General features: G+C 66.8%; 22 protein-coding genes. 11 read left to right on the forward strand and 11 right to left on the reverse strand.

Features of this window, described 5'->3' with window-relative positions:
• Window positions 1-20: 20 nt before the first annotated feature.
• The 7 genes from J2S97_RS07260 to J2S97_RS07290 form a co-directional block, all read right to left on the reverse strand.
• Entirely contained in the window at window positions 21-881 is an 861-nt protein-coding gene (locus J2S97_RS07260; protein ID WP_307047985.1) for a sugar phosphate isomerase/epimerase family protein, read from the reverse strand.
• Between the two features lie 48 nt (window positions 882-929).
• A complete protein-coding gene (locus J2S97_RS07265; protein WP_307047987.1) occupies window positions 930-1805 on the reverse strand; it encodes an ATP-binding cassette domain-containing protein in 876 nt (291 codons plus the stop codon).
• Window positions 1802-3667: a dipeptide/oligopeptide/nickel ABC transporter permease/ATP-binding protein gene (locus J2S97_RS07270; protein WP_307047989.1), complete on the reverse strand. Its 1866-nt coding sequence runs from the start codon at window positions 3665-3667 to the stop codon at window positions 1802-1804. Before J2S97_RS07270 ends, J2S97_RS07265 begins: the two co-directional genes overlap by 4 nt.
• Window positions 3664-4605 (reverse strand): ABC transporter permease, encoded by a 942-nt coding sequence (locus J2S97_RS07275; protein ID WP_307047991.1) that lies wholly within the window; start codon window positions 4603-4605, stop codon window positions 3664-3666. The genes J2S97_RS07270 and J2S97_RS07275 overlap by 4 nt, the downstream gene beginning before the upstream one ends.
• A 10-nt stretch (window positions 4606-4615) precedes the next feature.
• On the reverse strand, window positions 4616-6142 hold the full coding sequence (locus J2S97_RS07280) for an ABC transporter substrate-binding protein (protein ID WP_307047993.1): 1527 nt from the start codon (window positions 6140-6142) through the stop codon (window positions 4616-4618).
• A gap of 231 nt (window positions 6143-6373) precedes the next feature.
• A complete protein-coding gene (locus tag J2S97_RS07285) occupies window positions 6374-7384 on the reverse strand; it encodes a Gfo/Idh/MocA family protein (protein ID WP_307047995.1) in 1011 nt (336 codons plus the stop codon).
• Complete coding sequence (locus tag J2S97_RS07290) at window positions 7381-8229, reverse strand: sugar phosphate isomerase/epimerase family protein (protein WP_307047997.1); 849 nt, start codon at window positions 8227-8229, stop codon at window positions 7381-7383. The genes J2S97_RS07285 and J2S97_RS07290 overlap by 4 nt, the downstream gene beginning before the upstream one ends.
• 234 nt (window positions 8230-8463) lie before the next feature.
• Between J2S97_RS07290 and J2S97_RS07295 the strand changes: the two genes are divergently transcribed.
• Window positions 8464-9489, forward strand: a complete 1026-nt coding sequence (locus tag J2S97_RS07295; protein WP_307047999.1) for a LacI family DNA-binding transcriptional regulator — start codon at window positions 8464-8466, stop codon at window positions 9487-9489.
• Between the two features lie 93 nt (window positions 9490-9582).
• Window positions 9583-10437, forward strand: a complete 855-nt coding sequence (nadE, locus tag J2S97_RS07300) for an ammonia-dependent NAD(+) synthetase (protein ID WP_307048001.1) — start codon at window positions 9583-9585, stop codon at window positions 10435-10437.
• Window positions 10438-10584: 147 nt separating this feature from the next.
• Here the strand turns inward: nadE and J2S97_RS07305 are convergent, their stop codons facing one another.
• Entirely contained in the window at window positions 10585-11490 is a 906-nt protein-coding gene (locus J2S97_RS07305; protein ID WP_307048003.1) for an NADP-dependent oxidoreductase, read from the reverse strand.
• 114 nt (window positions 11491-11604) lie between these two features.
• Window positions 11605-12387 (reverse strand): IclR family transcriptional regulator, encoded by a 783-nt coding sequence (locus tag J2S97_RS07310; RefSeq protein WP_307048566.1) that lies wholly within the window; start codon window positions 12385-12387, stop codon window positions 11605-11607.
• A gap of 211 nt (window positions 12388-12598) precedes the next feature.
• On the opposite strand from J2S97_RS07310, the gene J2S97_RS07315 reads away from it, so the two are divergent.
• The 3 genes from J2S97_RS07315 to J2S97_RS07325 all read left to right on the forward strand — a co-directional run bounded on the left by J2S97_RS07315 (window position 12599) and on the right by J2S97_RS07325 (window position 15338).
• Window positions 12599-13318 carry a CoA transferase subunit A gene (locus tag J2S97_RS07315; protein WP_307048005.1) on the forward strand — a complete coding sequence of 240 codons (720 nt, stop codon included), beginning with the start codon at window positions 12599-12601 and terminating at the stop codon, window positions 13316-13318.
• A 116-nt stretch (window positions 13319-13434) separates the two neighbouring features.
• Entirely contained in the window at window positions 13435-14115 is a 681-nt protein-coding gene (locus J2S97_RS07320) for a CoA transferase subunit B (RefSeq protein WP_307048007.1), read from the forward strand.
• Window positions 14112-15338, forward strand: a complete 1227-nt coding sequence (locus J2S97_RS07325) for an acetyl-CoA acetyltransferase (RefSeq protein WP_307048009.1) — start codon at window positions 14112-14114, stop codon at window positions 15336-15338. The genes J2S97_RS07320 and J2S97_RS07325 overlap by 4 nt, the downstream gene beginning before the upstream one ends.
• Window positions 15339-15430: 92 nt before the next feature.
• Here the strand turns inward: J2S97_RS07325 and J2S97_RS07330 are convergent, their stop codons facing one another.
• The gene (locus tag J2S97_RS07330; protein ID WP_307048011.1) at window positions 15431-16027 is read right to left on the reverse strand and encodes an ankyrin repeat domain-containing protein; all 597 of its coding nucleotides are present in this window, start codon (window positions 16025-16027) and stop codon (window positions 15431-15433) included.
• 155 nt (window positions 16028-16182) lie between these two features.
• Complete coding sequence (locus J2S97_RS07335; protein WP_307048568.1) at window positions 16183-16767, reverse strand: GlcG/HbpS family heme-binding protein; 585 nt, start codon at window positions 16765-16767, stop codon at window positions 16183-16185.
• 229 nt (window positions 16768-16996) lie between these two features.
• Between J2S97_RS07335 and J2S97_RS07340 the strand changes: the two genes are divergently transcribed.
• The 6 genes from J2S97_RS07340 to J2S97_RS07365 all read left to right on the forward strand — a co-directional run bounded on the left by J2S97_RS07340 (window position 16997) and on the right by J2S97_RS07365 (window position 24393).
• Window positions 16997-18235, forward strand: a complete 1239-nt coding sequence (locus tag J2S97_RS07340) for a sensor histidine kinase (protein WP_307048013.1) — start codon at window positions 16997-16999, stop codon at window positions 18233-18235.
• A complete protein-coding gene (locus tag J2S97_RS07345) occupies window positions 18232-18858 on the forward strand; it encodes a response regulator (protein WP_307048015.1) in 627 nt (208 codons plus the stop codon). Before J2S97_RS07340 ends, J2S97_RS07345 begins: the two co-directional genes overlap by 4 nt.
• A gap of 68 nt (window positions 18859-18926) precedes the next feature.
• Window positions 18927-19982, forward strand: coding sequence for a zinc-dependent alcohol dehydrogenase family protein (locus tag J2S97_RS07350; RefSeq protein ID WP_307048017.1), 1056 nt, complete (start codon window positions 18927-18929; stop codon window positions 19980-19982).
• Window positions 19983-20122: 140 nt separating this feature from the next.
• The gene (locus J2S97_RS07355; RefSeq protein WP_307048019.1) at window positions 20123-21274 is read left to right on the forward strand and encodes a GGDEF domain-containing protein; all 1152 of its coding nucleotides are present in this window, start codon (window positions 20123-20125) and stop codon (window positions 21272-21274) included.
• Window positions 21275-21366: 92 nt separating this feature from the next.
• Window positions 21367-21684: a hypothetical protein gene (locus J2S97_RS07360; protein WP_307048021.1), complete on the forward strand. Its 318-nt coding sequence runs from the start codon at window positions 21367-21369 to the stop codon at window positions 21682-21684.
• A 9-nt stretch (window positions 21685-21693) separates the two neighbouring features.
• Window positions 21694-24393 (forward strand): PEP/pyruvate-binding domain-containing protein, encoded by a 2700-nt coding sequence (locus J2S97_RS07365; protein ID WP_307048022.1) that lies wholly within the window; start codon window positions 21694-21696, stop codon window positions 24391-24393.
• Window positions 24394-24562: the final 169 nt, after the last annotated feature.

A 24562-nucleotide genomic window follows, 5' to 3' on the forward strand; every position in this document is an offset into this window, starting at 1 on the left:
GGTGCTGAGTCTGGGAAGTCTTAGAAGAGGTCGGCGTGGCCCATGGCCACGAGGTTGTCGTGGGAGGTCTGCAGGGCTTCCCACACGGTGCGGCCGTAGAGCTCGTCCTGCTCAACCAGCATGTACTGGGCTCCGGCGGCCTGCGAGGCGTCGATGATCGAGGGGAAGTCGAGGTTTCCTTCGCCCACTTCGGCGAACTGGACGACGTTCTTGAACTCGCTCATGAATCCCATGATGTCCCCCGAATCGAGCAGTCCGAACGCTGATTCCGGCAACTGGCCGATCCGGTAGTCCTTCAAGTGCACCATGGCCGTCCGGCCGGCGTACTTCTGCAGGGTCCGGACCGGGTCGAGGCCGCCGCGCTGGACCCAGTGCACGTCGATTTCCATGCCCATGGCCGGGGAGTTCTCGGCGATGATGTCCAGCATGTATTTGCCGTCGAACTTCGCGAACTCGATGTGGTGGTTGTGGTAGTACAGGCCGAGCCCCTGTTCCTGCAGGCGTTCGGCGTATTCGTTGGCCTGCTTGGCGAAGTCAATGACTGCACCGAGGGACCGCATCGCCGGAAACGGCAGCATGCCGATCCGAAGAAGCCTGGAGTCGAGGCGCTTCGCGTCGTCCACGATCTTGTCGAAATCGTCCTGGAGCGAATCGCCGGGACGGCCCTTGGGGGTCTCCATCGCGACGGACAACGCCGCGATGTCCATGCCCAGTTCACTCCGGGAGCGGTCCAGCTCGGCCACATTTTCCGGTGTCATCGGGATCTGCGAGATTTCGACGGCGTTGTAACCGATCGCGCTGACCTTGCGGAGCGTTTCGAACGGCCCGATCTCCGCGAAGCTGTCCTTCAACATCATCGCCTGCACGCCTATTTTGGCCACGTTATTCCTCCGTTGTTGTACCTGGTGTGTTAAATCCGGCGTCCGCCGCTAGGCGAGGGCGCCGGCCTGTTCAATCTGGTGCCGCTGGCTTTCCAGCAGTCGGTGACGATCCGCCCGGCGCTGTTCCTGCCGGTCCGGATCGGGTACTGGGGACGCCAGCAGGAGGCGCTGCGTGTAAGGGTGCTCGGGGTCGCGGGTAACGATCTCGGCTGGTCCCTGTTCGACGATTTCGCCGTGGTACATGACCGCCACGCGGTGACTGATGTGGCGGACCACATCGAGATCGTGGGAAACGAACAGGTAGGAAACCCCTGTATCGCGCTGGATCTGCAGGAACAGGTCAAGCACCCGGGCCTGGGTGGACAGGTCCAGTGCACTGACGGGCTCGTCGCAGACGATCAGCTTGGGCGAGAGGGCCAGGGCCCGGGCGATGGCCACGCGCTGGCGCTGGCCGCCGCTGAACTCGCGCGGCAGGCGGTGGATGGCATCCGCGGGCAGGCCCACCTGGTCCAGGAGTTCCTTGACGCGCTTCTTGGCGGCATTCTGCTCCATGCCCTGCACGCCGAGCGGCTCGGCGAGGATGTCACCGATCTCCAGGGCGGGGTTGAGCGAAGTGTACGGATCCTGGAAAACCACCTGGAGGTCCCGGCTCAGGGTTCGCCGTTGCTTGCGGGTGGCGTGGCTGATGTCCTTGCCTTCGAAAGTGATTTTGCCGCCCGTGACCGGGGCCAGGCCCAGGACCGCACGGCCCAGGGTGGTCTTGCCGGAACCGGACTCCCCGACCAAGCCAAGGGTTTCGCCCTGGCCGATGGAGATGTTGATGTCCGTCAGGGCCCTGAACGGCTTTGCCCGGAACTTCTTGCTCGGGTATTCGACAACCAGGTTGTTCACTGTCAGAAGCGGCGCTCTTTCCGTGGTGCTCATGCGACCGGCTCCTTCTGGCTGGATACAAGCATGGACATGGGGGTTTTGCCTTCGAGCATCGATGCCAGGAGAGTCCGGGTGTACCGCTCTTTCGGGTTCCGGAGGATGTCGCGGACGGATCCTTCCTCCACGAGCCGACCGTTCTGCATTACAGCCACGCGGTCGCAGAGGTCCGCCACCACACCGAAATTGTGCGTGACCAGGATGATGCCGATGTTGAGGCGCTGCTGGAGCTCGCGCAGGAGGTCCAGCACGTCGGCCTGCACCGTGACGTCCAACGCGGTGGTGGGCTCATCGGCGATCACCAGGTCCGGTTCACAGCTGATGGCACCGGCGATCAGCACACGCTGGGCCATGCCCCCGGAGACTTCGTGCGGGTACGCGCTGAACGTCCGTTCCGGGCTGGCGATCCCGACGTCGGTCAGCAGCTTCAGGGCCCGCCTGCGGGCCTCCTCCTTGGAGATCCCCAGGACCCGCACCATGGGCGTGACCAGCTGGTAGCCGATGGTGAAGGCGGGGTCCAGGTTGCTCATGGGCTCCTGCGGAATGTAGGAGATGCGCTTGCCCCGCAGCTTGGACAGCCGCGCCTGGTTGACGCGTTCGTCGCCCGGGGCAACGGTGTAGTTGCCGTCGAACTGGATGGCGCCGCCCACAATGCGGGCATTGTCCGGCAGGAGGCCCAGGATGGAGAACGCCGTCTGGGACTTTCCCGAGCCGGATTCACCCACGATGCCCAGGATTTCGCCCCGGTCCACATGGAAGGACACATCGTCCACCACCTTCTTGATGGAGCCGTCGGCCTGCGGGTAGCCGACGCCGAGATTGGTCACCTTTACGAGGTGGTGCTCGGTTCCGGCATCGACGGCGGCCACAGACTTACGCGACGGGCGCGCCGTGGCAGGTGCCGCCGTCGGGCCCGCTCCCATGGCCGAAGTCGTGCCCCTTTTTTTGCGGTGCTTGATCTTTTCGCCGTCTTCCAACGCGTCGCGGATGGCGTTGCCGAGCAGCACGAGGCCGCCGATAGTGAGCGCCATGGCGAGGGCGGGCCAGAGGAGCAGCACGGGGGTCAGGTAGACGTTCTTGAAGCCTTCGGAGAGCATCACGCCCCAGGTTGCCTTGGTGGGGTCGCCGAGGCCCAGGAACTCGAGTCCGGACTGGATGGCGATGGCCACGCCGGCAATGGCTGCGGTCTGGATGATGATGGGGGCGCGGACCACGGAGAAGATGTGGCGGGCGATGATGCTCCAGTCCGAAAGCCCGGACACCCGTGCTGCATCGACGTAGAGCTCGTTGCGCACCGACTGGACGGCGGTGCGGGTCAAGCGGAAGTAGGACGGGCTGATGAGGACGCCGAAGGCGATCATCGAAATCCATACCGAAGGTCCAAACGCTGCGCGGATGGTGAGCAGCACGATCAGGCCCGGCAGGCTCATGAGGATGCTGACCACCCAGTTGGAGACGGCCTCGAACTTCCCGGCGTAGTAGCCGGCGATCAGGCCGGCCGGGAGGCCGATTGCGATGGCAACACCGGCGCACAGCAGTGCGGACAACAGCGTGAGCTGCGCACCGAAGAGCAGGCGGCTCCAGGTGTCGCGTCCGGCGCTGTCCGTGCCGAGGATGTTCACCGAGTCTGCAGGTGCCAGGGTCTTGGTGATATTTGCGAAGTTCTCCTCGAACGGGGCCAGGACCGGGGCGAAGACGGCCAGCAAGGCGATGGATCCCAGGATCACCAGCGAGGCGATGCCCATCGGGTTCCTGAGGAGGCGGCGCATCACGGTGGAACGGACCACTGTGCCGCTCGGCCCCGGCGGAACGGGGGCGGGGACGGCCGTTACCGCCGCTGTTTCTACGGAATCGCTCATGACACACGCACTTTCGGGTTGAGCCAACCATTGAGGATGTCCACCAGGAGGTTCACCACGATGACTACCACCACGGTGTACATGACCACTCCCATGACCACGGGAAGATCGGACTGGCCGGTGGCGGTGACCGCGAGCGGTCCCATTCCGGGAAGGGCGAAGATCTGCTCGATGATCACCACGCCGCCCAGCATGCCGATCAGTTGCAGGCTCAAGACGGTCAGGCCTGCCGGTGCCGCGCTGCGCAGCACATGCTTGAAGAGAATTTCCCGCTCTCCGATGCCCCGGCTGCGCAGTGTCCGGACGTAGTCGCGCTCGAGCTGCTTGATCACGGCGCTGCGGATCTGCTGCGCGCCGCCGGTCACGCCGTTGATGAGCAGTGCAATGACCGGAAGGGTCATCGAATAGACCCAGGCCTCCGGACCCACCTCAGGAGAGATGGTGCTGGTGGCCGGGAAGAAGCCCAGCTGGATGGCCAGGAGGGTCACAAGGAGCACTCCGATCACGTACCCCGGAATAGAGTCGCCAACGATCGCGCCCACCTGGACCACCCTGTCCACCCAGCCGCGCTTGACGGCTGCGGCAACACCGATCAGTGCTGCGCAGATGGCGATCAGGATCATTGCGGTGAAAACCATCGTCATGGTCACCGGGATACGCGTAGCCAGGGAGCTGGCCACCGGTTCCGAGGTGAACCACGAAGCTCCAAGGTTTCCTGAGAGGGCGTCGCCCAACCAGGCGAAGTAACGGATCACGAGGGGCTGGTCGAGTCCCAGCTCCTGTTCCTTCAAGGCAACCTGTTCAGGGGTGGCCTGGTCACCCAGGATGTTCCGGGCAATGCTGCCGCTGGAGGTGTACAGCAAAGTGAAGGTGAGCGCCGAGACTACGAACAACACCACCAGACCGCTGCCCAGCCTTTTCGCAATGAACTTGATCATGGGGTCGGTCCTACTTGGCGGGCGAGTAGTTGTAGATGGACGGAACGGCCTGCTGTGCCTGCGGGGTGACGTTCACTTTGTCGTTGTGGTAGTACATCTGGTTGGTGCGGAACAGCGGAGCGAACCAGGCCTGCTCCACCACATACTTGTTGACGTCCTGGGCCAGCGTGCCGGCCTCTTCGCCACCGGTGCGCACAGCCTGGATCTTGGCCTCGAGCTCCGGGGCGGTGTTCTTGAAGGGGTTGTACAGGGCCTTGGTGGAGACGATCTGGTCGATCGCAACCGTGGGCTCACCCTGGAAGAGGTTGTAGAACATTGCGTGGTACTTCTGCGCTGCAACGTCCGCCGTGAAGGTGTTGGTGATCGCGGCGCCCGGCTTCAGGGTGATTCCGACGTCCGCGAGCTGCTGCTGGAGGACGGAGATCAGGGTTTCAGCTCCCGGAAGGGTGGGGACGTCGATAGTCACGTTGCCTTCGAAGCCGGATTCCTTCAGGAGTTGCTTGGCCTTGGCAGGGTCGTAGCTGTAGTAGTTTTCGAGCTCTTCAGTCCAGGCACCGCTGTCCTTGCCGAACGGCTGGGAGGTGGGAGTCCCCTGGCCGAGCATGACCTGTTCCAGGATGGTCTTGCGGTCGAATGCGTGGTTGATGGCCTGGCGGACCTTGACGTTGGCCAGAGCGGGGTTCTTGGTTCCGTCGCGGTCCAGGAGGAGCAAGCCGGACCAGTCCACCTGGTTCGCTTCAAGCTTCATCTTGGCGCCTTCGGCCTGCTTACCATTCTTGGGGTCCAGGAGGGTGGCGTCCACCTGGCCGGAAACCAGGGCGTTTGTCCGGGCTGTGGGATCGGTGAGGATCTTGAGGGTCAACTTCTTGTACTTCTGGAGGTCCTTGTTCCAGTAGCCATCACGTGCTGTGAAGACCGTCTGCGAGTCCTTCACTGAGGCCGCTTTGTCCATCACGTACGGGCCGGAGCCCACCGGTACGGTCTTGATGGCGTCAGTACCCAGGGACTGGGGGCTTCCCATCAGGCCGGCTGCTTGGCTCAGGAAGTACTCCAGTGCGGGTTCCGTGGCGGTGAGGTTGATATCAATGGTGTCCTCGTCCACCACGGCGATGTCGGATACAGAAGCCAATTGGGCCATCTGGGGACCATTTGCCTTCTTGAAGTGATCAAGGTTGGCCTTGGCAGCTTCAGCGTTGAACTTGGCACCGTCACTGAAGGTGACGTCAGTCCGGAGATCCACGGTGAGCTTGGTGTTGGTGTCGTTGTACTTCCACGCCGTGGCCAACATCGGGCTGAGCTTGCCGTCCGGTTCGCGCAGGATCAGGGTGTCATACGCTGCCTGGTACGGCTGCAGCGCATGGCCGACGTGGGCCTGGGCAGGATCCCAGGAAGTGATGTCGCGGAGGGTGCCCAAGGTAAGTGATGTTGGAGCAGCGCCGGCGTTCGAGCCCGCTCCGGCGCCCCCGCCGCATGCGGTGAGCGCCAGCGAGGCGCTGAGTACGAGGGCGGCTGCTGCCGCCTTGGGACCTAACTTCATTGTTGGCTCCTAGGATCCGTGGAACGTGAGACTTGCGAAATGCAGCAAGTGTGGCGTGGGCCACATCCGCCTTGTGGGATTCACAGTACGCACTGTTGCTTTGTTTGGCAACCGATTGTCAAAAATGTTGCAGTATTTCTTTTCCGTACCGGAACGGGTCGCTCGGACACGAGCGGGCTGGTTGCAACCGGTTGCCTCCGGCTATGCCCCAGACGCCACTGCAGCCATGGGTCAGGACACTTTGCCAGCCAATTCCGGGTAGCTCTGCCGGTAGACGTCCTTGATGATGCGCAGCGATTTTTCGGCCTCTGCGGGGCTGATCCAAAACGGCTCCGCCTCGTCCAGCCGGCCATAGAAGTCGTTAATCAGCAGCTCGTGGGAGACACCCCAGTAGGACCGGCCGCCGGAGTCGCTCGTGCGCTCCGGAATGACGTCCACCCGTCCGTCATCATAGGTGACCGTGAGGTCGCCCCGCAGGCACAGGACGGCCTTCTCAGTGACCACATCGAGTGTCACCGGCGCGTTGTAGGCGTTGGCCAGGGTGGCATAGAACGCGCTTCGGGCACCGTTGGCATGTTCCGCCACGAATTCGGCGGTGTCCTCCACCTCGATGGTGCCGCCCAGGAACCGCGTCGAAGCATTTCCCGTGACCGCGACAACGTCACCCACCAGCCACTGGAGCAGGTCCACGGTATGGATGGCCTGGTTCATCATCAACCCGCCGCCGCCACTGGCCCAGGTCCCCCGCCACGGCCGGCTTTCGTAGTACTCGGCGGAGCGCTGCCACATCACTGTTGCCGAGGCCCCGACCACAGCCCCCAGCTCGCCCGACGACAGCAGGGCGTGCATGGCCTGCGCCGTCGCGTTGTACCGGTTCTGGAAGCACACGGCGATTTTCGCCCGGCCCGCCGAGGCGGCTTCCACCAGCCGCCGGCCTTCGGCCAAGGTGTGGGCCAGCGGTTTCTCCACGATGACGTTGACGCCCCGCTCCAGGCAGTCCGCGGCCACCGAGGCGTGCTGGTCATGCGGCGTGCAGATGTGCACCACGTCCGGCCGGACCGCCTCGATGAGGCTCAGGTGGTCGGCAAAGCCGGGGACGCCGTAGGCGGCCACGGCCGCAGCCAGCCGCTGCGGATCCGGATCGCAGACGGCAACCAGCGCGGCGCCGTCGAGCTTTGCAATCGCCTCGAAGTGCACGGCTGAAACGTCGCCGCAGCCGATGACCGCCGCCGTCGTGCTCAAGAGAGTTCAACCCCGTTCTTCGCCGCGAGCGCAGCGAAGGCGCGGGCCGCGATGCCGAAGGCCACCGGGCCCGAGAAGCCGCCCAGCTCGTGGGCGCTGGCCAGGTGGGGTTCCAGCGAGGCGAACCCGGTGAAGCCGTCCGCCTTGAGGGCGGCGATGGTGGCGTCCAGCTCGCCGTCGCCCTCGCCGGAAGGAACCACTTCGCCGCTGGTGGAGAGCGCGTCCTTGACCTGGAAGTACTCGAGGTACGGGCGCAGCATGGCATAGCCCTCGGTGTAGGGCTTGACGCCCACCTGGACGAAGTTGGCGTTGTCCCAGGCGATGCGCAGCGCCGGGGAGTCCACGGACTCCATGATGTCCAGCACGCGGGGCGGGGTATCGCCGTAGATGCCCTTTTCGTTTTCATGCAGAAGCACGACCCCGGACTCCTCCGCGAGCGCTGCCAGCGCACCCATGCGGGCCAGGACATCCTCGCGGATGTCTTCGGCGCTCCGCCCTTCCTCCCGGTAGAACGAGAAGATACGGATGTACTTGGTATCCAGGCCCTTGGCCACGGAGATGATCTGTCGGAGGCGTCGCAGCTCATGCTCCACCGGCAGGCTCACATCCACCTTGCCGATGGGGCTGGCCACTGCAGAGACCTTGAGGCCCTTTTCGTCGAGGATGTCCTTGAGCCGGGCAACCTGCTCCGGTTCCAGCTCGGAGACGTTGGTGCCCCAGGCGCTGCGCACCTCGATGTGGCGCGCGCCCAATGCCAGCAATACCGCAGCCTGCACCGCGGGATCCGGATCTATCTCGTCGCCGAAACCTGAGAGGGGCCAGACTGCGGTTGTTGTTTTGCTCACGCGGATCTCCTGGGTTTCGCGGCCGCCGCGCCTGCTTCCCAGCTCCGGCGCGGTGACGCAGTTCACAAACGGTGTCCACCCCAGTTTAGCTAGACCTGCCATGAAATGACAACCGATTGCCAAAAACTGACAATCTGTGGCATTCTTTGCTGACCGGATCTGTGGCGGCAGTCACAGGCCTGCCCATCCGACCCGGCCATCACGGTCAGGCCACCACGTTCAGAGAGGAGCGCCGTGGCTACGACGCAACCAGCAGCAGTGGACCGCCCGCCCACCATCCATGACATCGCAGCGCTCTGCGGCGTGGCGGCCTCCACCGTCTCCCGGGCGCTTTCCTCGCCGGACCGTGTCAACATCCGGACGCGCCAGCGGATCGAGGCGGCTGCGGCCCAGCTGCACTACATCCCCAACAGCCAAGCCAAGGCACTGAGTTCCGGCCGCACGGGTGCAGTGGGAGTGCTGGTCCCGGACATCACCAACCCCTTCTACTTCGACCTCATCCGGGGCACCCAGCTCCAGCTCAAGGCCGCCGGGTACACCCAGCTGCTGGTGGATACGGAGGAATCGGACGAGGTGGAGGCCAGCACCATGGAACAGCTGCGCAAGAGTGCGGACGGAATCGTGGTGGCCGCCTCCCGGCTGAGCGACGAAGCCTTGCTGGCCGCGGCGGCGAAGATGCCCATGGTCACGGTCAACCGTGACGTCCCCGGCATCCCTGCGGTTCTCATTGACACCCCGTCCGCCACGAGCCAGGCCCTCGACCATCTCATCTCGCTGAGGCACACCCGGATTGCCTACATCGCCGGGCCCGCGACATCCCAGTCGAGCACGCGGCGCTGGGCCGCCCTGTCCGAGGCAGCCGAGGAACGCGGCGTGGAAGTGCGCCGGCTGGGACCGTTCGCTCCCAAAACGCAGTCCGGCGCGGCCGCCGCGGACGCCGCCGTGCACAGCGGAGTGACGGCCTGCATCGCGTTCAACGACCTCATCGCCATTGGCATGCTCCAGCGCCTTCGTGAACGAGGCATCCGTGTTCCGGAGGACATGAGCATTGTGGGCTGCGACGACATCTTCGGCGCCGACTTCTGCAACCCGCCGCTGACCACCATGGCCTCCCCGATCGAACAGGCCGGCCGTGTGGCGGTCTCCATGCTGCTGGCCCAGCTGAACCCGCTGGCAGGGGGCGGCACCCGGAGCCGGTCCGTGATGCCCACGCACCTGACGGTCCGCGGCTCCACCGGGCCCGCGCCTGCACCGCATTAGGAAGCCTGGTGCTCCGACAACGCTGTAACTCGGTGCGCCGACTCGTGCGGACACAGTTGAGCATGGTTGACACTGCTGACTAGTCTGGATCACATGCGCGAACTCCAGGCCAGGATCATTGAAGAAATGGGCGTCCAGCCCCGGATCGACCCCGCCGGGGAGGTGCGCAAACGCGTCACCTTCCTGAAGGAATACCTCAAGGCAACGCACACCAAGGGCTTCGTCCTGGGCATCTCCGGAGGCCTCGATTCCTCGCTCGCCGGCCGGCTGGCCCAGCTTGCCGTCGAGGAGCTCACGGCCGAAGGCGTCGACGCCAACTTTGTGGCGGTGCGCCTTCCCTACGGCGTGCAGCACGATGAGGACGACGCCCAGGCAGCCCTCGACTTCATCCAGGCCAAGACCGAGTGGACCTTCAACATCTCCGCCGCTGTGGACGGTTTCGAGGAAGAATTCGAGAAGACCGTGGGCAACGGGATCTCCGACTTCCACAAGGGCAACACCAAGGCCCGCACCCGCATGATCGCCCAGTACGCCCTCGCCGGCGAGCACAACTACCTGGTCATCGGAACCGACCACGGCGCCGAGTCAGTCACGGGCTTCTTCACCAAATACGGCGACGGCGGCGCGGACATCCTGCCGTTGTTCGGGCTGAACAAGCGCCAGAACCGGGCACTCCTCGCCGAGCTCGGCGCCCCGGCCCGGATCTGGGAGAAGGTCCCTACGGCCGACCTCCTCGACGGCAAGCCGGGCCGCACGGACGAAGACGAGCTGGGCATCAGCTATGACCAGATCGACGACTATCTCGAAGGCCGGGAGGTCCCGGACGCCGTGGCCGAATCCATCGAGCAGAAATACCTCCGCACCCGTCACAAGCGCACGGTCCCGGTCACGATTTTCGATAGCTGGTGGAGGGGCCAAGGCCCCGAGGAACCCCGCGTCGGGCTGTAGGGCTGTAGGCACTGCCCCGGGCACCTTGGACGCTGGGCGGCCCAACCCGGGCACTTTGGAAGCTGGCTGGGCCGTTCGGGCCCGGAATACCGGCGTGTCCGTGTCGAAGTGCCCCGCGACGGCCGGGCCTTAACCCGGCGACCTCCCCTACGGGATGAGCACGAGTTTGCCCCGGACGTGGCCCCCGCGGCTGAGGCCCAGTGCCCGCGCCGCTTCGGTGAGGGGAAGCCGCTCCTGGATGTTGAACCGGAGCTTCCCGTCCGCAGCCAGCCGGGCCGCGTCCGCTACCCGTCCGTCCAGCAGCCGCACCGGGGCAATTCCGGCGGCGTTGGACTCCTTGCCGGAAACTGTGGTCACGGCGGTGCCGTGGCCGCCCAGCAGCTCGACCGTGGCCGCCGTCGTCGCCTCCCCGCCATTGGTGTCCAGCACGGCGGTGATGCTGCCCAGGGAGCGGACGCGCTCCACGAGACCTTCTCCATACGCGACGGGTTCGGCTCCGAGGCCGCGCAAATAGTCATGGTTCTGCTCTGAAGCGGTGCCGATGACGCGGATGCCCAGATCCCGCGCGATCTGGACGGCTGCCGTGCCCACACCGCCCGCCGCCCCGTGGATGAGCACTGTGTCACCCACGCCTACGCCCAACTGGACCAGGGCCGAGTACGCTGCGCCGCCCGCTATAGCCAGGCAGGCTGCCTGCTCAAAATCGATGCCGGCCGGCTTGGGTGTCAGCTGGGCGGTCGGAAGATTGGCGACGGCGCGGTAGCCTCCGACCATGCCGTTCCAGATGACTTCATCACCTTTATCGAACGCGGTTACGCCGGGGCCGACGGCGGTCACCGTTCCTGCCGCTTCGCAGCCGGGAACAGCCGGGAGCTGCAGCGGGAAGTACGGTTCCAGGTAGCCCGCAACGACCTTCCAGTCCATCTGGTTGACGGCGAGGGCGCGAACGCCCACCTGAACCTCACCCTCTCCCGGGGGTGGCTGCTCTTCTTCGCCCGCGGTGACGACGTCCGGGCTGCCAAAGTGGTCGAACATCATTTTGGTGGTTGTCATGAGGCTGCGCTCCTTAGGCTCGACGCGACTGCGGCCTACGCTGCCAGCATCTTGCACAACGGGTGTGTTCGCAAGCGCCTGCAGCTGGGTGAACTTGGCAGAGGTAGGCGATGCTCAGGCCCCTGGCGAGCGATTGAGCAGCGTGGAGATCCGGTGTGCTTCTTCCATCAGGAGACGGCCCAGGGTCTCCTGCCGTTCGCCCCGGAACCGCGGCTCGATCCCCGTCAGCGACAACGCCCAGGCGGGCCGGCCGCGCTGGTCGAAAACGGCCGCACCCATCCCCCAGCTGCCCTCGAGGACCAGGCCGGGATTGACCGAGTAGCCCGCCTGCCGCGTCTTCGCCAGGTTCTCCCGGACCAGGGCCTCGGTGTGCGCCGCGGCGAAGCTGCCGGCATGGGCGGCCCAGCCGGCGAGCAGCTCCTCCTGTTCCGCCTCGGGCATGAACGCCATGATCGCGGTTCCGGCGGACGCCACCCCCAGCGGGAACCGGACGCCCTCGTGCAGCACAAAGGAGCGCACGGGGAAGCTGCCTTCCTCACGGAGCAGGCACACCGTTTCAGCCCCGCGCCGGATGGAGAAGAAGGCGCTTTCACCGGTCTCCTCGGCCAGCCGGCGCAGGCTGGGCCGTGCAATGTCCTCCAGCGGAAAGCGGGCTGACGCCACGGAACCCATCAGCAGGATTTCCGGGCCCAGCACCCAGTTGCCACTCTGCGGATCCTGGTCCAGCAGGCCCTCGGAGGCCAGCGAGGAAAGCAGCCGGTGGACAGTGGGCCGTGTGAGTCCCGATTCCCGGACCACTTCAACCAGCGGACTGCCTTCGGGCTTCCGTCCCACGATCCGCAGCAGACTGGCAACCCGGCTGACCACCTGGGCGCCCTGGACCGGTGTTGAATTCATCATTTCCCCTTCAAAAGTATCCACAATATGGATACTCCAAAGCTTACCGTCCACACTGTAAGAATCAACGTATTTTCGGGAAAATGCAGCCTTGACAGCGTCTCCTGCGGCCCCGTACGCTCCAATCCCAGAACAACAGTCCACAAAGTGGATTGCCGGCTGCGCAGGGAATCCGCAGATCCGGAAACCCGCCGCTCAATGAGGAGATGCAATGTCAAAGGTGAAATCCGGCGCGGCTGCCGCGCTGCAGGACGTGCTGCGGGACGGCATGACGCTGGCCGTCGGAGGCTTCGGGCTCAGCGGCATCCCGGCGGACCTGATCGAGGCCGTCCGCGCTTCCGGCGTCAAGGACCTCACAGTGGTCTCCAACAACATGGGCGTGGACGGCAAGGGCCTCGGCGTGCTGATCGAGGCGGGCCAGGTCCGCAAGGTCATCGCCTCCTATGTGGGCGAGAATAAGCTCTTCGCCGAGCAGTACCTCGCCGGCAAGCTGGAGGTCGAGTTCACCCCGCAGGGCACCCTGGCCGAGCGCCTCCGCGCCGGCGGGGCCGGCATCCCGGCTTTCTACACCAAGACCGGCGTCGGCACGCTCGTCGCCGAGGGCAAACCGCTGGCCGAGTTCGACGGCGAAACGTACGTCCAGGAGCGGGCCATCAAGGCCGACGTCGCACTGGTCCACGCCCATACTGCAGACACCGACGGCAACCTGATCTACCGCTTCACTGCCCGGAACTTCAACCCCGTGGTGGCAACGGCCGGTGCGGTAACTATCGCTGAAGCCGAAGTGATCGTGGAACCGGGCGCACTGGACCCCAACCACATCGTCACCCCCGGCGTCTACGTCCAGCGCCTGGTGCAGGCCAGCGGCCGGGTCAAGGACATTGAACAGCGCACCGTCCGACTCCGCGCCTCCGAGCCCGTTCCCGCCTAGCCCCCCGCCGCCCAAGCCGCGGCATCACCGGGACCGGCGCCCCAGTCCCCCACCCCCCACCAAGCGCGAACGAACACTTAAGCCCCCAAGACTTCGAGATCCCAAGGAGAACCCCCATGGCCTGGACCAGGGATGAAATGGCTGCCATCGCGGCCGAAGAACTCAACGACGGCGATTACGTCAACCTCGGCATCGGCATCCCCACGCTGGTGGCCAACAACCTGCCCGACGGCGTCCGCGTGGTCCTGCAGAGCGAGAACGGCCTGCTCGGCATGGGCCCGTTCCCATATGAGGGCGAGGAAGACGCCGACCTCATCAACGCCGGCAAGCAGACCGTCACCGTCCTGCCCGGCGGCAGCATTTTCGACTCGGCCACGTCCTTCGGCATGATCCGCGGCGGCCACGTGAAAGTTGCCATCCTGGGCGCCATGCAGGTCTCCGGCAGCGGCGACCTCGCCAACTGGACCATCCCCGGCAAGATGGTCAAGGGCATGGGCGGCGCCATGGACCTCGTGGCCGGAACCCCGCGCGTTGTGGTCCTCACCGAACACAACGCCAAGGACGGGTCCGCCAAAATCGTCAAGGAGTGCACGCTTCCTCTCACCGGCCTGAGCGTGGTGGACCGGATCATCAGCGACCTCGCGGTCTTCGACCTCGTGAAGAACGAAGAAGCGAACGACGGCGGCCGCCAGCTCACGCTGACACGGCTCGCACCGGGCGTCACGGTGGAGGAAATCCGCGAAAAGACCGAGGCCGCATTCGATGTCCAGCTCGAAAACGAAGGAGTGGCAGCATGAGCCTGAAGGAACAGTTCGGCAAGGATGTCCTGCTCACCGGCTGGGGCCACAGCCGGTTCGGCAAGCTCACCGACGAGACCCTCGAGTCCCTGATCGTCCAGGTGGCCACCGAGGCGATCGGCAACGCCGGGATCGAGCCGGGCCAGATCGATGAGGTCTACATCGGCCAGTTCAACTCCGGCATGATGCCGCTGGCCTTCCCGTCCTCGCTCGCGCTCCAGGTCTCCGAGCAGCTCGCCAACGTGCCGTCCACCCGCGTGGAGAACGCCTGCGCTTCCGGTTCTGCAGCCTTCCAGCAGGGCACCAAGTCGCTGCTGGCCGGCACCGCGAAGACTGTCCTGGTGATCGGGGCGGAGAAGATGACCCAGGCGGGGGCCGACGTTGTGGGTGCGGCCCTGCTGGGCGCGGACTACGACATGGCCGGCAAGGCGTCCACCACCGGCTTCACCGGCCTCTTCGCCGAGGTGGCCAAGCACTACGAGAAGCGCTACGGGGCCGGCGTCGGAAATCCTGGCGCCGGAAGTCTCGGCGCCGGAAATCTCGGGGACGTCCTGGGCACCATCGCGGCCAAGAACCACCGCAACGGCGTGGACAACCCCTACGCCCAGCTTCGTAAGGACCTCGGCGAGGACTTCTGCCGCACGGTCTCGGACAAGAACCCGATGGTGGCCGATCCGCTGCGCCGGACGGACTGCTCCCCGGTGTCCGACGGCGCGGCCGCCGTCGTGCTGTCCGTCTCGCCGACCGGCGGGGAAACCGCTCCGGTGCGGCTCGCCGGTTTCGGCCACGCGAACGATTTCTTTCCCGCCGAACGCCGGGACCCCACCGCCTTCGCCGCGACGCGCGCGTCCTGGCAGCGGGCACTGGCGATGGCCGGCGTCGGGCTTGAAGACCTGGACCTCGCAGAGGTGCACGACTGCTTCACCATCGCCGAACTGCTCATGTACGAGGCCATGGGCCTGACCGAACCGGGCCAGGGATCCCGCGCCCTGGCGGAAGGCTGGGTGTTCAAGGACGGCAAGCTGCCCGTCAACGTCTCGGGCGGACTGAAGGCCAAGGGCCACCCCGTCGGCGCCACCGGCGTTTCCCAGCATGTCATCGCGGCCATGCAGCTCACCGGCACCGCGGGCGGCATGCAGCTCGCCAACCCCCGCCGGGCCGCCGTGCAGAACATGGGCGGCGTGGGTATCGCCAACTACGTGAGCGTGCTCGAGGCCGTCTAACCCCCCGGAGTTTTTGTCCAGATAATGGGTCCTGGAGGGTCCTGAAGTGCCATTATCTGGACAAAAACTCCCAAGCCCGGGGCAGGAAGCGGCTAGCGGCCCCGGATCAGGGCCGCGATCTCCACAAAGCCCAGCCGCTCCGCGTTCTCCAAGGCGGTGCGGCCCTGGGGATCCCGGATTCCGGGGTCGGCACCGGCGGCGAGGAGCTGACGGACCACCTCCTGCTGCCTTGGCCCGCCGTTGTTGAGCAGGATGGCTTCCTGCATAGCCGTCCAGCCCAGGCTGTTGACGTGGTTGACGGGTACGCCGGCGGCGATGAGGATCCTCACGGTTTCCACATGCCCGTGTTCGCTGGCCGGGATCAGCGCCGTTCCGCCGAACCGGTTGGTGCTCCGCACGTCCGCACCTGCAGCCAAGGTCAGCTGCAGGACCTCGTTGAATCCCTCGGCCCCGGCATAGAGGAACGCCGAGTCCTCGATGGCGTCTTTCGCGTTGACGCTGCCGCCGGCCCGGATCAGTTCGGCCACCATGGCGACGTCGTTGGCCTTCGCGGCCTGGATCAGCCGCTGGTCGAGCTCCGCCTGCGCCTCAGGGGACAACGCAGGACGGGTCTCGGAAGGCGCTGTCGTTGTCGCCGCCGCTGTTGTGGGGACGGCCGTGGGCGTTGCAGCGGCGGCGGAGGAGGTCACAGGAGCGGACGACGGCGGTGTCTCCCGCCGTCCCGGATCTCCGGGCCCGGCCTGGCAGGCCGCAAGGCAGGCAGCAACGCCGGCTGCGGCGATGACGACCGCAGATACCTGCCGAGCCCTGCGCCAAGTCCTGAACCGCCTCATGAACCCAGAGCCTACTTCGCGGAGCCGGATGCCGCAGCGGCAATGGCCTCCGCACCGGCAGTTGCGCACGCCTCATCCAGCGCACCGTCGGGGGCGCCGCCGACCCCGATGCCTGCCACGGAGACCCCGTTGACCTTGAGCGGAACGCCGCCGGCCAGGAAGAGGGTGCCGGGCAGGTCCGCGATGCTGGGACCGTTGCCGTTGATGCGCCTGGCAAGCTCGCTGGTGGGCGTACCGAAGGCGGCCGCCGTGTAGGCCTTCTGCTGCGCCGCCTCAATGGTGTGCTCGGCAGCGTTATCGCCGCGGAGGAGGGCCTGAACGGTTCCGAACCTGTCCACCAGGGCCACCGTGACGAACGGAAGCTTATCCGCCTGGCACTTGGCGAGGGCAGCCTTGACCGCGTCGGCGGAGGCTCCTACGGTGATCCGGTTCTGGGCCACAACGGTTTCGGGCACCGGCTGGACATCGACGGCAGGAACGGCTGCAGGAACCGGTGCGGCGGCAGCCGCTGAGGTCCCGGCGTTGGCCGCGGCCGTCAGCCCGCCGGTCAGGAGCAGCGCTCCGGCGGCAGCGGCGGCGGCAATCTTCTTGGACATCTTCACGGGTTCTCCTTGAATTAGGGGGTCTAACGGTTCTGGCGCTTGCCCGGTTCATGCCCCGGGCCTGGAATCCATCCTGTCCGCCCGGGCGCGGCAGGGCATCAGGCGTTGGTCTGCCGCGGCCTCCCCCATCGGGCTGGGCGTATCAGCCAAAAGGCTGAGAGACCAGCAACGGCGCGGGCCCTAGCATTGTGGATAGCACTCATCCACCGGAACCGGACACCCCATGCCCTCCTCACCACCAGCCCTCCCGGCGTCGTCGGTCCCTTCCCCAGCCTCGGAACCAGGCCCCGCCCCGGAACCGGGCCCTGGCAACGGCGCTCCCGGAAGGGGCCCGCTGGGCCGCATCGACGCCGTCGTGCATCTTGGTTTTGCCGTTCTGCTGGTGGCATCGGCGGTCCGATACGTCATGCGGCACAGCCCCGCGGACAACCTGTGGGTGCTGGCCCTCGCCGCGGCAGTGTGTTCGCTCTATGCCGTGATCGCCGTGCTGTCGCAGCGCAGGCGGCCGTGGGCGGTGTGGATGTTCGTCCTCGTGGCGCTCTGGGCGGTGCTGGTGATCGCGGCTCCCAGCTTTGCGTGGTGCTCGTTCGCGCTGTTCTTCCTGTGCCGGACCGCCTTCAGCGGCTGGGTGGCCTACCTGGCGGGAGGCGCGACGGCGGCGGCCACCGCCGTCGGGCTGTTCCGGCTTAGCGGCGGCAGCGATATCGCCATGCTCCTGGGTCCGCTGGCCGTGGGCATTATGCTGACGCTGATCTATGACCGCATCGAGCAGGACGCCGCCGAACAGCGCAGGCTTCATGCGGAGGTGTCGTTGGCCCAGGGACGGCTGGCAGCCAGCGAGCGCCGGGCGGGAACCATCGAGGAGCGCGAACGGGTGTCCCGGGAAATCCACGACACCGTGACCCAGGGCCTGGCCAGCAGCCTGCTCCTGCTGGAAGCCGCTAACAGGTCCTGGCCCAGCCCGGCCGCTCGCGAGGACGTCCTTAGCGCCAGCGGAATGCTGCGCCGGAACCTGGCCGACACCCGCAGCCTGGTCCACGAGCTCGCCTCCCCCGGGCTGGACACGGCACCGCTGCCGGATGCCCTGCTGCAGGCGGCGTCACAGTACGTCCCGGGCGTGCGGCTGCTGGTCACGGGCGAGCCGCGCACCGTCCCCGCGGATGTCCGCCACGCGCTGCTTCGGGTGGTCCAGAGCGCCGCCGCGAACACCAAACTGCATGCCGGCACAGCGAACGCCACGGTAACACTGGGCTACCTTCCGGGGTCCGTCACCCTGGATGTGTACGACGACGGCGGCGGCTTCGACCCGCTGTCGCTGGCACCGCCGTCGGGCGCCGGAGGCTACGGACTCCGGGCAATGCGCCAGAGGGTGGAACAGCTGGGCGGCGTATTCTCGGTGGAAAGTACCCCCGGCGAAGGGACGATCGTGGCCGCGCAACTGCCCACCGGGGAGGAACAGTGAACCCGATTACCGTGCTGCTGGTGGACGACCATCTGGTGGTCCGCAGCGGGCTCAAGGCGCTGCTGGGAACGCAGCCGGACATTGAGGTGGTGGCCGAGGCCGCTTCCGGCGAGGAGGCGCTGGTCCAGGCGGAGCAGCTGAGCCCCGCGGTGGTGGTGATGGACCTGGCCATGGGTGCCGGCATGGACGGCATCGAGGCCATCAAGCGCCTGCGACGGCAGAACAGCAGGCAGGCGGTGCTGGTGTTCACCACCTATGATTCGGATGCGGACATCGTCCGGGCGGTCGACGCCGGCGCCATGGGCTACCTGCTCAAGGACGCCGCGCCGGAGGAGATCTTCGCCGCGATCCGGGGGGCCGTCCAGGGCAGGAGCGTGATGAGCGCTCCGGTGGCTTCGCGGCTCTTCCAGCAGCTGCGGAACCCGGACGAGGTCCTGACACCCCGCGAGGCGGAGCTGCTGAGCCTGCTGATCGAAGGCCTCAGCAACCGGGAACTCGGCCAGCGGCTGTTCATCTCCGAGGCCACGGTGAAGACGCACCTGGCCCACATTTACGCCAAGCTCGGGGTGGAAACCAGGGCCGCTGCGATCGCCACGGCGATACGCCGCGAGGGCATGCGCTAGCGGATGCGCGCCGCCGGAAGGCAGGTCTAGACTCGACCCTAGCCCCGCCCCGGATTTGAGGAGCCCCCATGCGCGCCACCATCATCCACGGCCCTGGAGACATCCGGGTCGAAGACCGGGACTACCCGGCGGTCCAGCTGCCCACGGACGTGGTGGTGAAGGTGACCGCATCCTGCGTCTGCGGCTCTGACCTGTGGCCGTACCGGGGCGTGAAGCCCATCCGCAAGCCGGCGGCGATAGGCCATGAATTCGTCGGAGTGGTGGAAAGCGTCGGCGCGGACGTGACAGCGCTCGCGGAGGGCGATTTCGTCATTGCACCGTTCGTCGTCAGCTGCGGGGAATGCCCGCAGTGCCGCAACGGCGTCACCGTTGCGTGCGACCGTCTGGCCGGCTGGGGCGGCCGCGACAGCGCCGGCCACCGGATCGACGGAGGCCAGGGCCAGGCCGTCCGCGTTCCGCTGGCCGAGAGCACCCTGGTCAAGGTGCCGGGGGTCACCGAGCCGGACGCTGAACTCACCGCCAACCTGCTGACCCTGTCCGATGTCATGGCCACCGGCCACCACGCGGCGCTGTCCGCGAAAGTGGCGCCCGGCCGGACGGTGGTAGTGGTGGGCGACGGCGCCGTCGGGCTTTGCGGTGTCCTGGCGGCCAGGCGGCTCGGGGCAGAGCGGATCATCGCCATGTCCCGGCACGCGGACCGGCAGGCGATGGCCCGCGAGTTCGGCGCCACGGACATCGTGGAAGAACGGGGGGACGACGGCGTGGCCAAGGTCCGCGACCTGCTGGGCGGCGTGCTGGCCGACTCGGTGCTGGAGTGCGTGGGCACGAAGGAATCCATGGAGCAGGCCCTGCACTGTGTCCGCCCGGGAGGCGCGCTTGGCTTCGTGGGCGTCCCGACCGGCGGGGCCGAGGTAACGCTACGTTACCTGTTCGACTCCAACGTCTCCATTGCCGGCGGCATGGCTCCCGCCCGGACGTACATCCCCGAACTGCTGGCGGACGTGCTGGCCGGAACAATCAACCCGGGCCGCGTGTTCGACTCCGTGATGCCGCTGGAGGAAGCCGCCGAGGCCTACAGGGCCATGGACGAACGGCGTGCCATCAAGGTGCTGCTCACCCCCTGAGACGGCAGGCCGGCCGCACGGCTTAACAGACTGCAACGGCAGTCCCCTGCGAGCGCCTGCGGGTGCGATACTAAGTCTGCGTACGAATTGGGTGCGCGTCCGGTCCGGGTCTTCGCGTGGTTGCGAACTGGGAGAACTGAATGCACCTCGACACCTTAACCCTCAGGGTTGCCTTCGCCGTTGTCGCGTTCACTCTGGCCCTCCTGTTCTACTTCGCGGCGTACCGGAGCACGCGGTCCCCCTACAGTGCGTGGTGGTGCATTGCCCTGACGCTCTTCCTGGCCGGTTCCGCGTCCTACCTTTTCAACGGGACAGTGCATCAGGTGTGGGCCAATCCGCTGGGGAACTACCTGCTGATTGCCGGCGCAACCTGCGTCTGGGCAGGGGCCCGGTCGCTGCGGGCGTCGAGGCCGCGCGCCTGGCAGCTGGCGGCGGGCCCCGCCGTGGTAACAGTGTCGTCGGCGTTGGAAAACCCTGCCGTCAATGTCTGGTCCGGAGGTGCCGTGTTCCTGGCGCTCATGAGCCTCATGCTGGGCCTGGCGTCCCGCGAACTCTGGCGGCTGGAGCCGGGATACTCCAGGGTCCGGATTCCGCTGGCCATCGCGGCCGGGTTCTTCTCCGCCTACTACTTCTGCCGGCTGGTGGTGTACGTCGGAGAAGGCCCGGACGGCTCCGTTTTCGTCACCTACTTCGGCTCCGCGGTCACGACATTGGTCACCATGGTGCTGCTGGTGGTGGTGTCTTTCAGCATGGCGGCGCTCAGCAGCGAGCAGCAGACGCGTGCCCTGCGGGCGGTGGCCACGCAGGACGGCCTCACGGGGCTGCTCAACCGCTCGGCCTTCATGGAACTGGCCTCCGATGAGCTGCAGCGGCTGCGGCGCACGCGGGCACTGGGCTCCCTGATCCTGGCCGACATCGATCACTTCAAGGCAGTCAACGACACCTACGGCCACGCCGCCGGTGATGTGGCCCTGCAGTCGTTCGCCTCCGCCTGCAACGACACGGTCCGCTCAACAGACCTCGTGGGACGGTATGGCGGCGAGGAGTTCATCTTCCTCCTGCCCGGCGTCAACCCGGACCGCGCAGAAGCCATCACCGCGGAGATCAACAGGCAGCTCAAATCACTCCGCGGACCGGGCGGTTCCCGGATGCCCACAGCAAGTTACGGCATTGCCCCGGTCGGCCATGGAACGGCCGGCCTGGAGGACCTGATCGCGACGGCGGACGCCGCCCTGTACCAGGCTAAGTCGCTGGGCCGGAACCGCACGGTCCGGGGAATCCACGCCTCGTAGTCCGCAAAGTAGGGCATTTCTCCCCTTTTCGCCGCCCGGAAGCGGGGGCTAGCGTGAAGCGGGTCAGCATCCACCGCCGTTGAGGAGCCGTCATGGCCGGGTTTGTGCAGATCATCGAATTCAAGACCTCCCGAATCAAGGAGATTGAAGAGCTGGGCCGTCCGTCAAGAACGGAGGGAAGCACTGCGCCAACGTTCCGCCGCATTGTTGCCACGGCCGACAGGGACCACCCGGGCACCTATTTCACCATCGTCGACTTCGATTCCTTTGACTCGGCGATGGAGAATTCCGGCCGCCCGGAAACGTCGGAATTCGCTGCCAAGATGGCGGCGCTGTGCGACGGGCCGGTGATCTTCCGCAACTTGGATGTCATGTGGGAGGACACCGGCGAGGGAACGGGCAACAGCTAGGAGCGGGACATGGGTTCCTTGAGCCCCGGTCCGCAGCCGGGCAGCACGGCCCACGACACCGTCGTTGTGGAGCTCAACGGGCTAACCTCCGGGTCGCTGGAGCTGGTGGGCGGCAAGGCACTGAACCTTGGCAAACTCACCGCAGCGGGCTTTCCTGTTCCGCCCGGTTTCTGCCTGACCACGGAGGCCTACCGGATGGCCGCCCCGGCGGAACTCGACGGCGTTGCCTCCCGCCTGGACGGCGCTCCGGACGCGCACGCCGGCGAGGTCCGGGACGAGCTGGCGCGGCGTGCCCGTGAGGCGGTCGCGGCGGCGCCGGTGCCGCCCGACGTCGAGGCCGCCGTCCGCCGGGCCTACGCGGCGATGGGCGACGACGTGGCGGTGGCCGTGCGGTCATCGGCCACCGCTGAGGACCTGCCCTTTGCCAGCTTCGCGGGGCAGCAGGATTCCTTCCTGGACATCGTCGGAGCCGACGCCGTAATACAGGCCGTCCGGCGCTGCTGGGCCTCCCTCTGGACGGACCGGGCGGTGGCCTACCGCACGGCGAACGGGATCAGCCACCGAGAGGTGGGCCTCGCCGTCGTCGTTCAACAGATGGTCGACGCCGGCACGGCGGGCGTGCTGTTCACCGCCAACCCGGTGACGGGGACGCGCACGGAGACCGTCATTGATGCCAGCCCCGGGCCGGGGCAGGCCGTGGTCTCCGGCGCAGTGAATCCCGACCACTTTGTGGTGGACACGGCATCGGCTCGAATCCTGCAGCGGCCGCCAGGCCAGGGGGCAAGCCTGGACGAGGCTCAGCTTCGGGACCTGACGTCCCTCGGTGACGAGGCCCAGCGCCTGTTTGGTGCACCCCAGGACGTTGAGTGGGTGATCGACGCCGGGGGCAAGGCCTGGCTGACCCAGTCGCGGCCCATCACCACGCTGTACCCGCTGCCGGAGGAGGAAGCGACCGGTGAGGAGGCCGGCACTGATCCGTCTGCTGACGGCGGCACACGCCTCTACCTGTGCGGCACGCTGCTCCAGGGACTCACCCGCCCCATCACGCCGATGGGCCTCTCTGTCCTGAGCCTGATGAGGGGCAACAAGGGCCCGTGGAAGTACGTGAACCCCGGGCTGCGGATGTACGTAGACCTGACGCCGCTAGTTCGCAGCAAATCAGGCCGCCGGACACTGCAGCGGATGCTGCCGCTGGCGGACGGAAGGTCGGCGGCCGTGTTGCCGGCGCTCCTGGAGGACCCGCGGTTCAGCATTGTCCGTGCTCCCCGAAAGGAGCGGCGCCGGAGGGGCCGCAACGGCGCTGCGGGCCCCGCGGAGACGGAAAGACGGGGCACGGACGGAACCCAGAACCTCGGCCTCGCTGCACAGTTCATCCCGGCGATGGTGCGTGCCCTGCTATGGCCGGACGCGGAACTGCGCAGGGCACGGCGCTATCAGAAGCGCCTCGAAGACCGGCTGGCACTCCCCCTTCCGGCAAGTCCGGCGAGACGGCTCCAGCACGCTGAGGATGTCCTGGCAACCACCGTTAGCGGGCTGATCCAGGCAACATTGCCGGGGCCGGCCGCCGGGTACCTGATGCTGGCGGCCGCCCGCAGGCTGCTGCGCGGCGTTGCCAAGCCGCGGGAACTGGAGGCAGTCCTGCGGGGGCTTCCACACAACGTGACCACGATCATGGACCTTGAGTTGTGGCACCTGGCCGTGTTCCTGGGCCGGGATCCCGAGGCACGCAGGCTTCTGATGGAACAGCGCCCCGAGGAACTGGCTGCACGCTATGACGCGGGCACCCTGCCGGCCGTTGCCCAGTCCGGGCTGCGGAAGTTCCTGTCCAAATACGGCCACCGCGCCGTGGCGGAAATCGACCTGGGGATGCCGCGGTGGGCCGAGGAGCCGGACCACCTCTTCGGCATGATCTCGAACTACCTCCGGGTGGAGGACCCCCAACAGGCCCCCGACCGCCAGTTTGCCAAGGCCGCCGATGACGCAGAGGCCCGGATCAGCGAACTGGTGGCGCGTGCCGGGACCAAAAACCGGCTGCGGGGCCGGCTGGTGGCGCTCTGCCTGCGACGCGCCCGGCAGCTGGCCGGCATGAGGGAATTTCCCAAGTTCTGCATCGTGATGGTGCTGGCCGAGATGCACCGGCAGCTCGCGGCCGTCGGCGCGGAACTGACGAAGGCCGGCACGATCGCCGCGGCTGGCGATGTGTTCTTCCTGGACTTCGATGAGCTGCGGGTGGGCCTCCGCGGCGCGGACCTGAGGGGAATCGTCGCCGGGCGCCGCCGGCTGTACGACGTCGAACTCCGGCGACGGCGGATTCCGCGCCTGCTGCTCTCGGACGGCACCGACGTCGAGGCCGCTGTCATGGCGAAGACTGCCGCACTGGCCCCGACAAACGTGGCGGACCGGCTCGCGGGGACGCCGGCCTCCGCCGGCACGGCTACCGGGAAAGTCAGGGTTGTCATGGATCCGGTGGGCGCCCGCCTGGAACCGGGGGAAATTCTGGTGGCTCCGTCGACCGATCCCGGCTGGACGCCGCTTTTCATGACGGCCGGGGCCTTGGTGATGGAGATGGGCGGAGTCATTTCCCATGGGGCGGTGGTGGCGCGCGAATATGGCATCCCCGCAGTCGTCGGTGTTCCCGATGCCACAGCGCGGCTGCGCGACGGCCAGACGGTCACGGTGGACGGGGCCGCCGGAACCGTCACTTGGTGAGCGTACTGCCCGTTTGTTTACGGGTTAGGCGGGCACATTTTTGCCAGGCCGGCCAGACTTATAGTGCCGTAAGAGGACTTATACCCTTGCAAGCAGGGCCGCCGCCCCGTACGTTGGGGACAGCGGGGGACGTTCTCCGCACCGCGGGCCACTGTGCCTGCGGAGAGAA

It is taken from the genome of Arthrobacter oryzae, assembly GCF_030812315.1.
Classification (GTDB): Bacteria; Actinomycetota; Actinomycetes; order Actinomycetales; family Micrococcaceae; genus Arthrobacter; species Arthrobacter oryzae_B.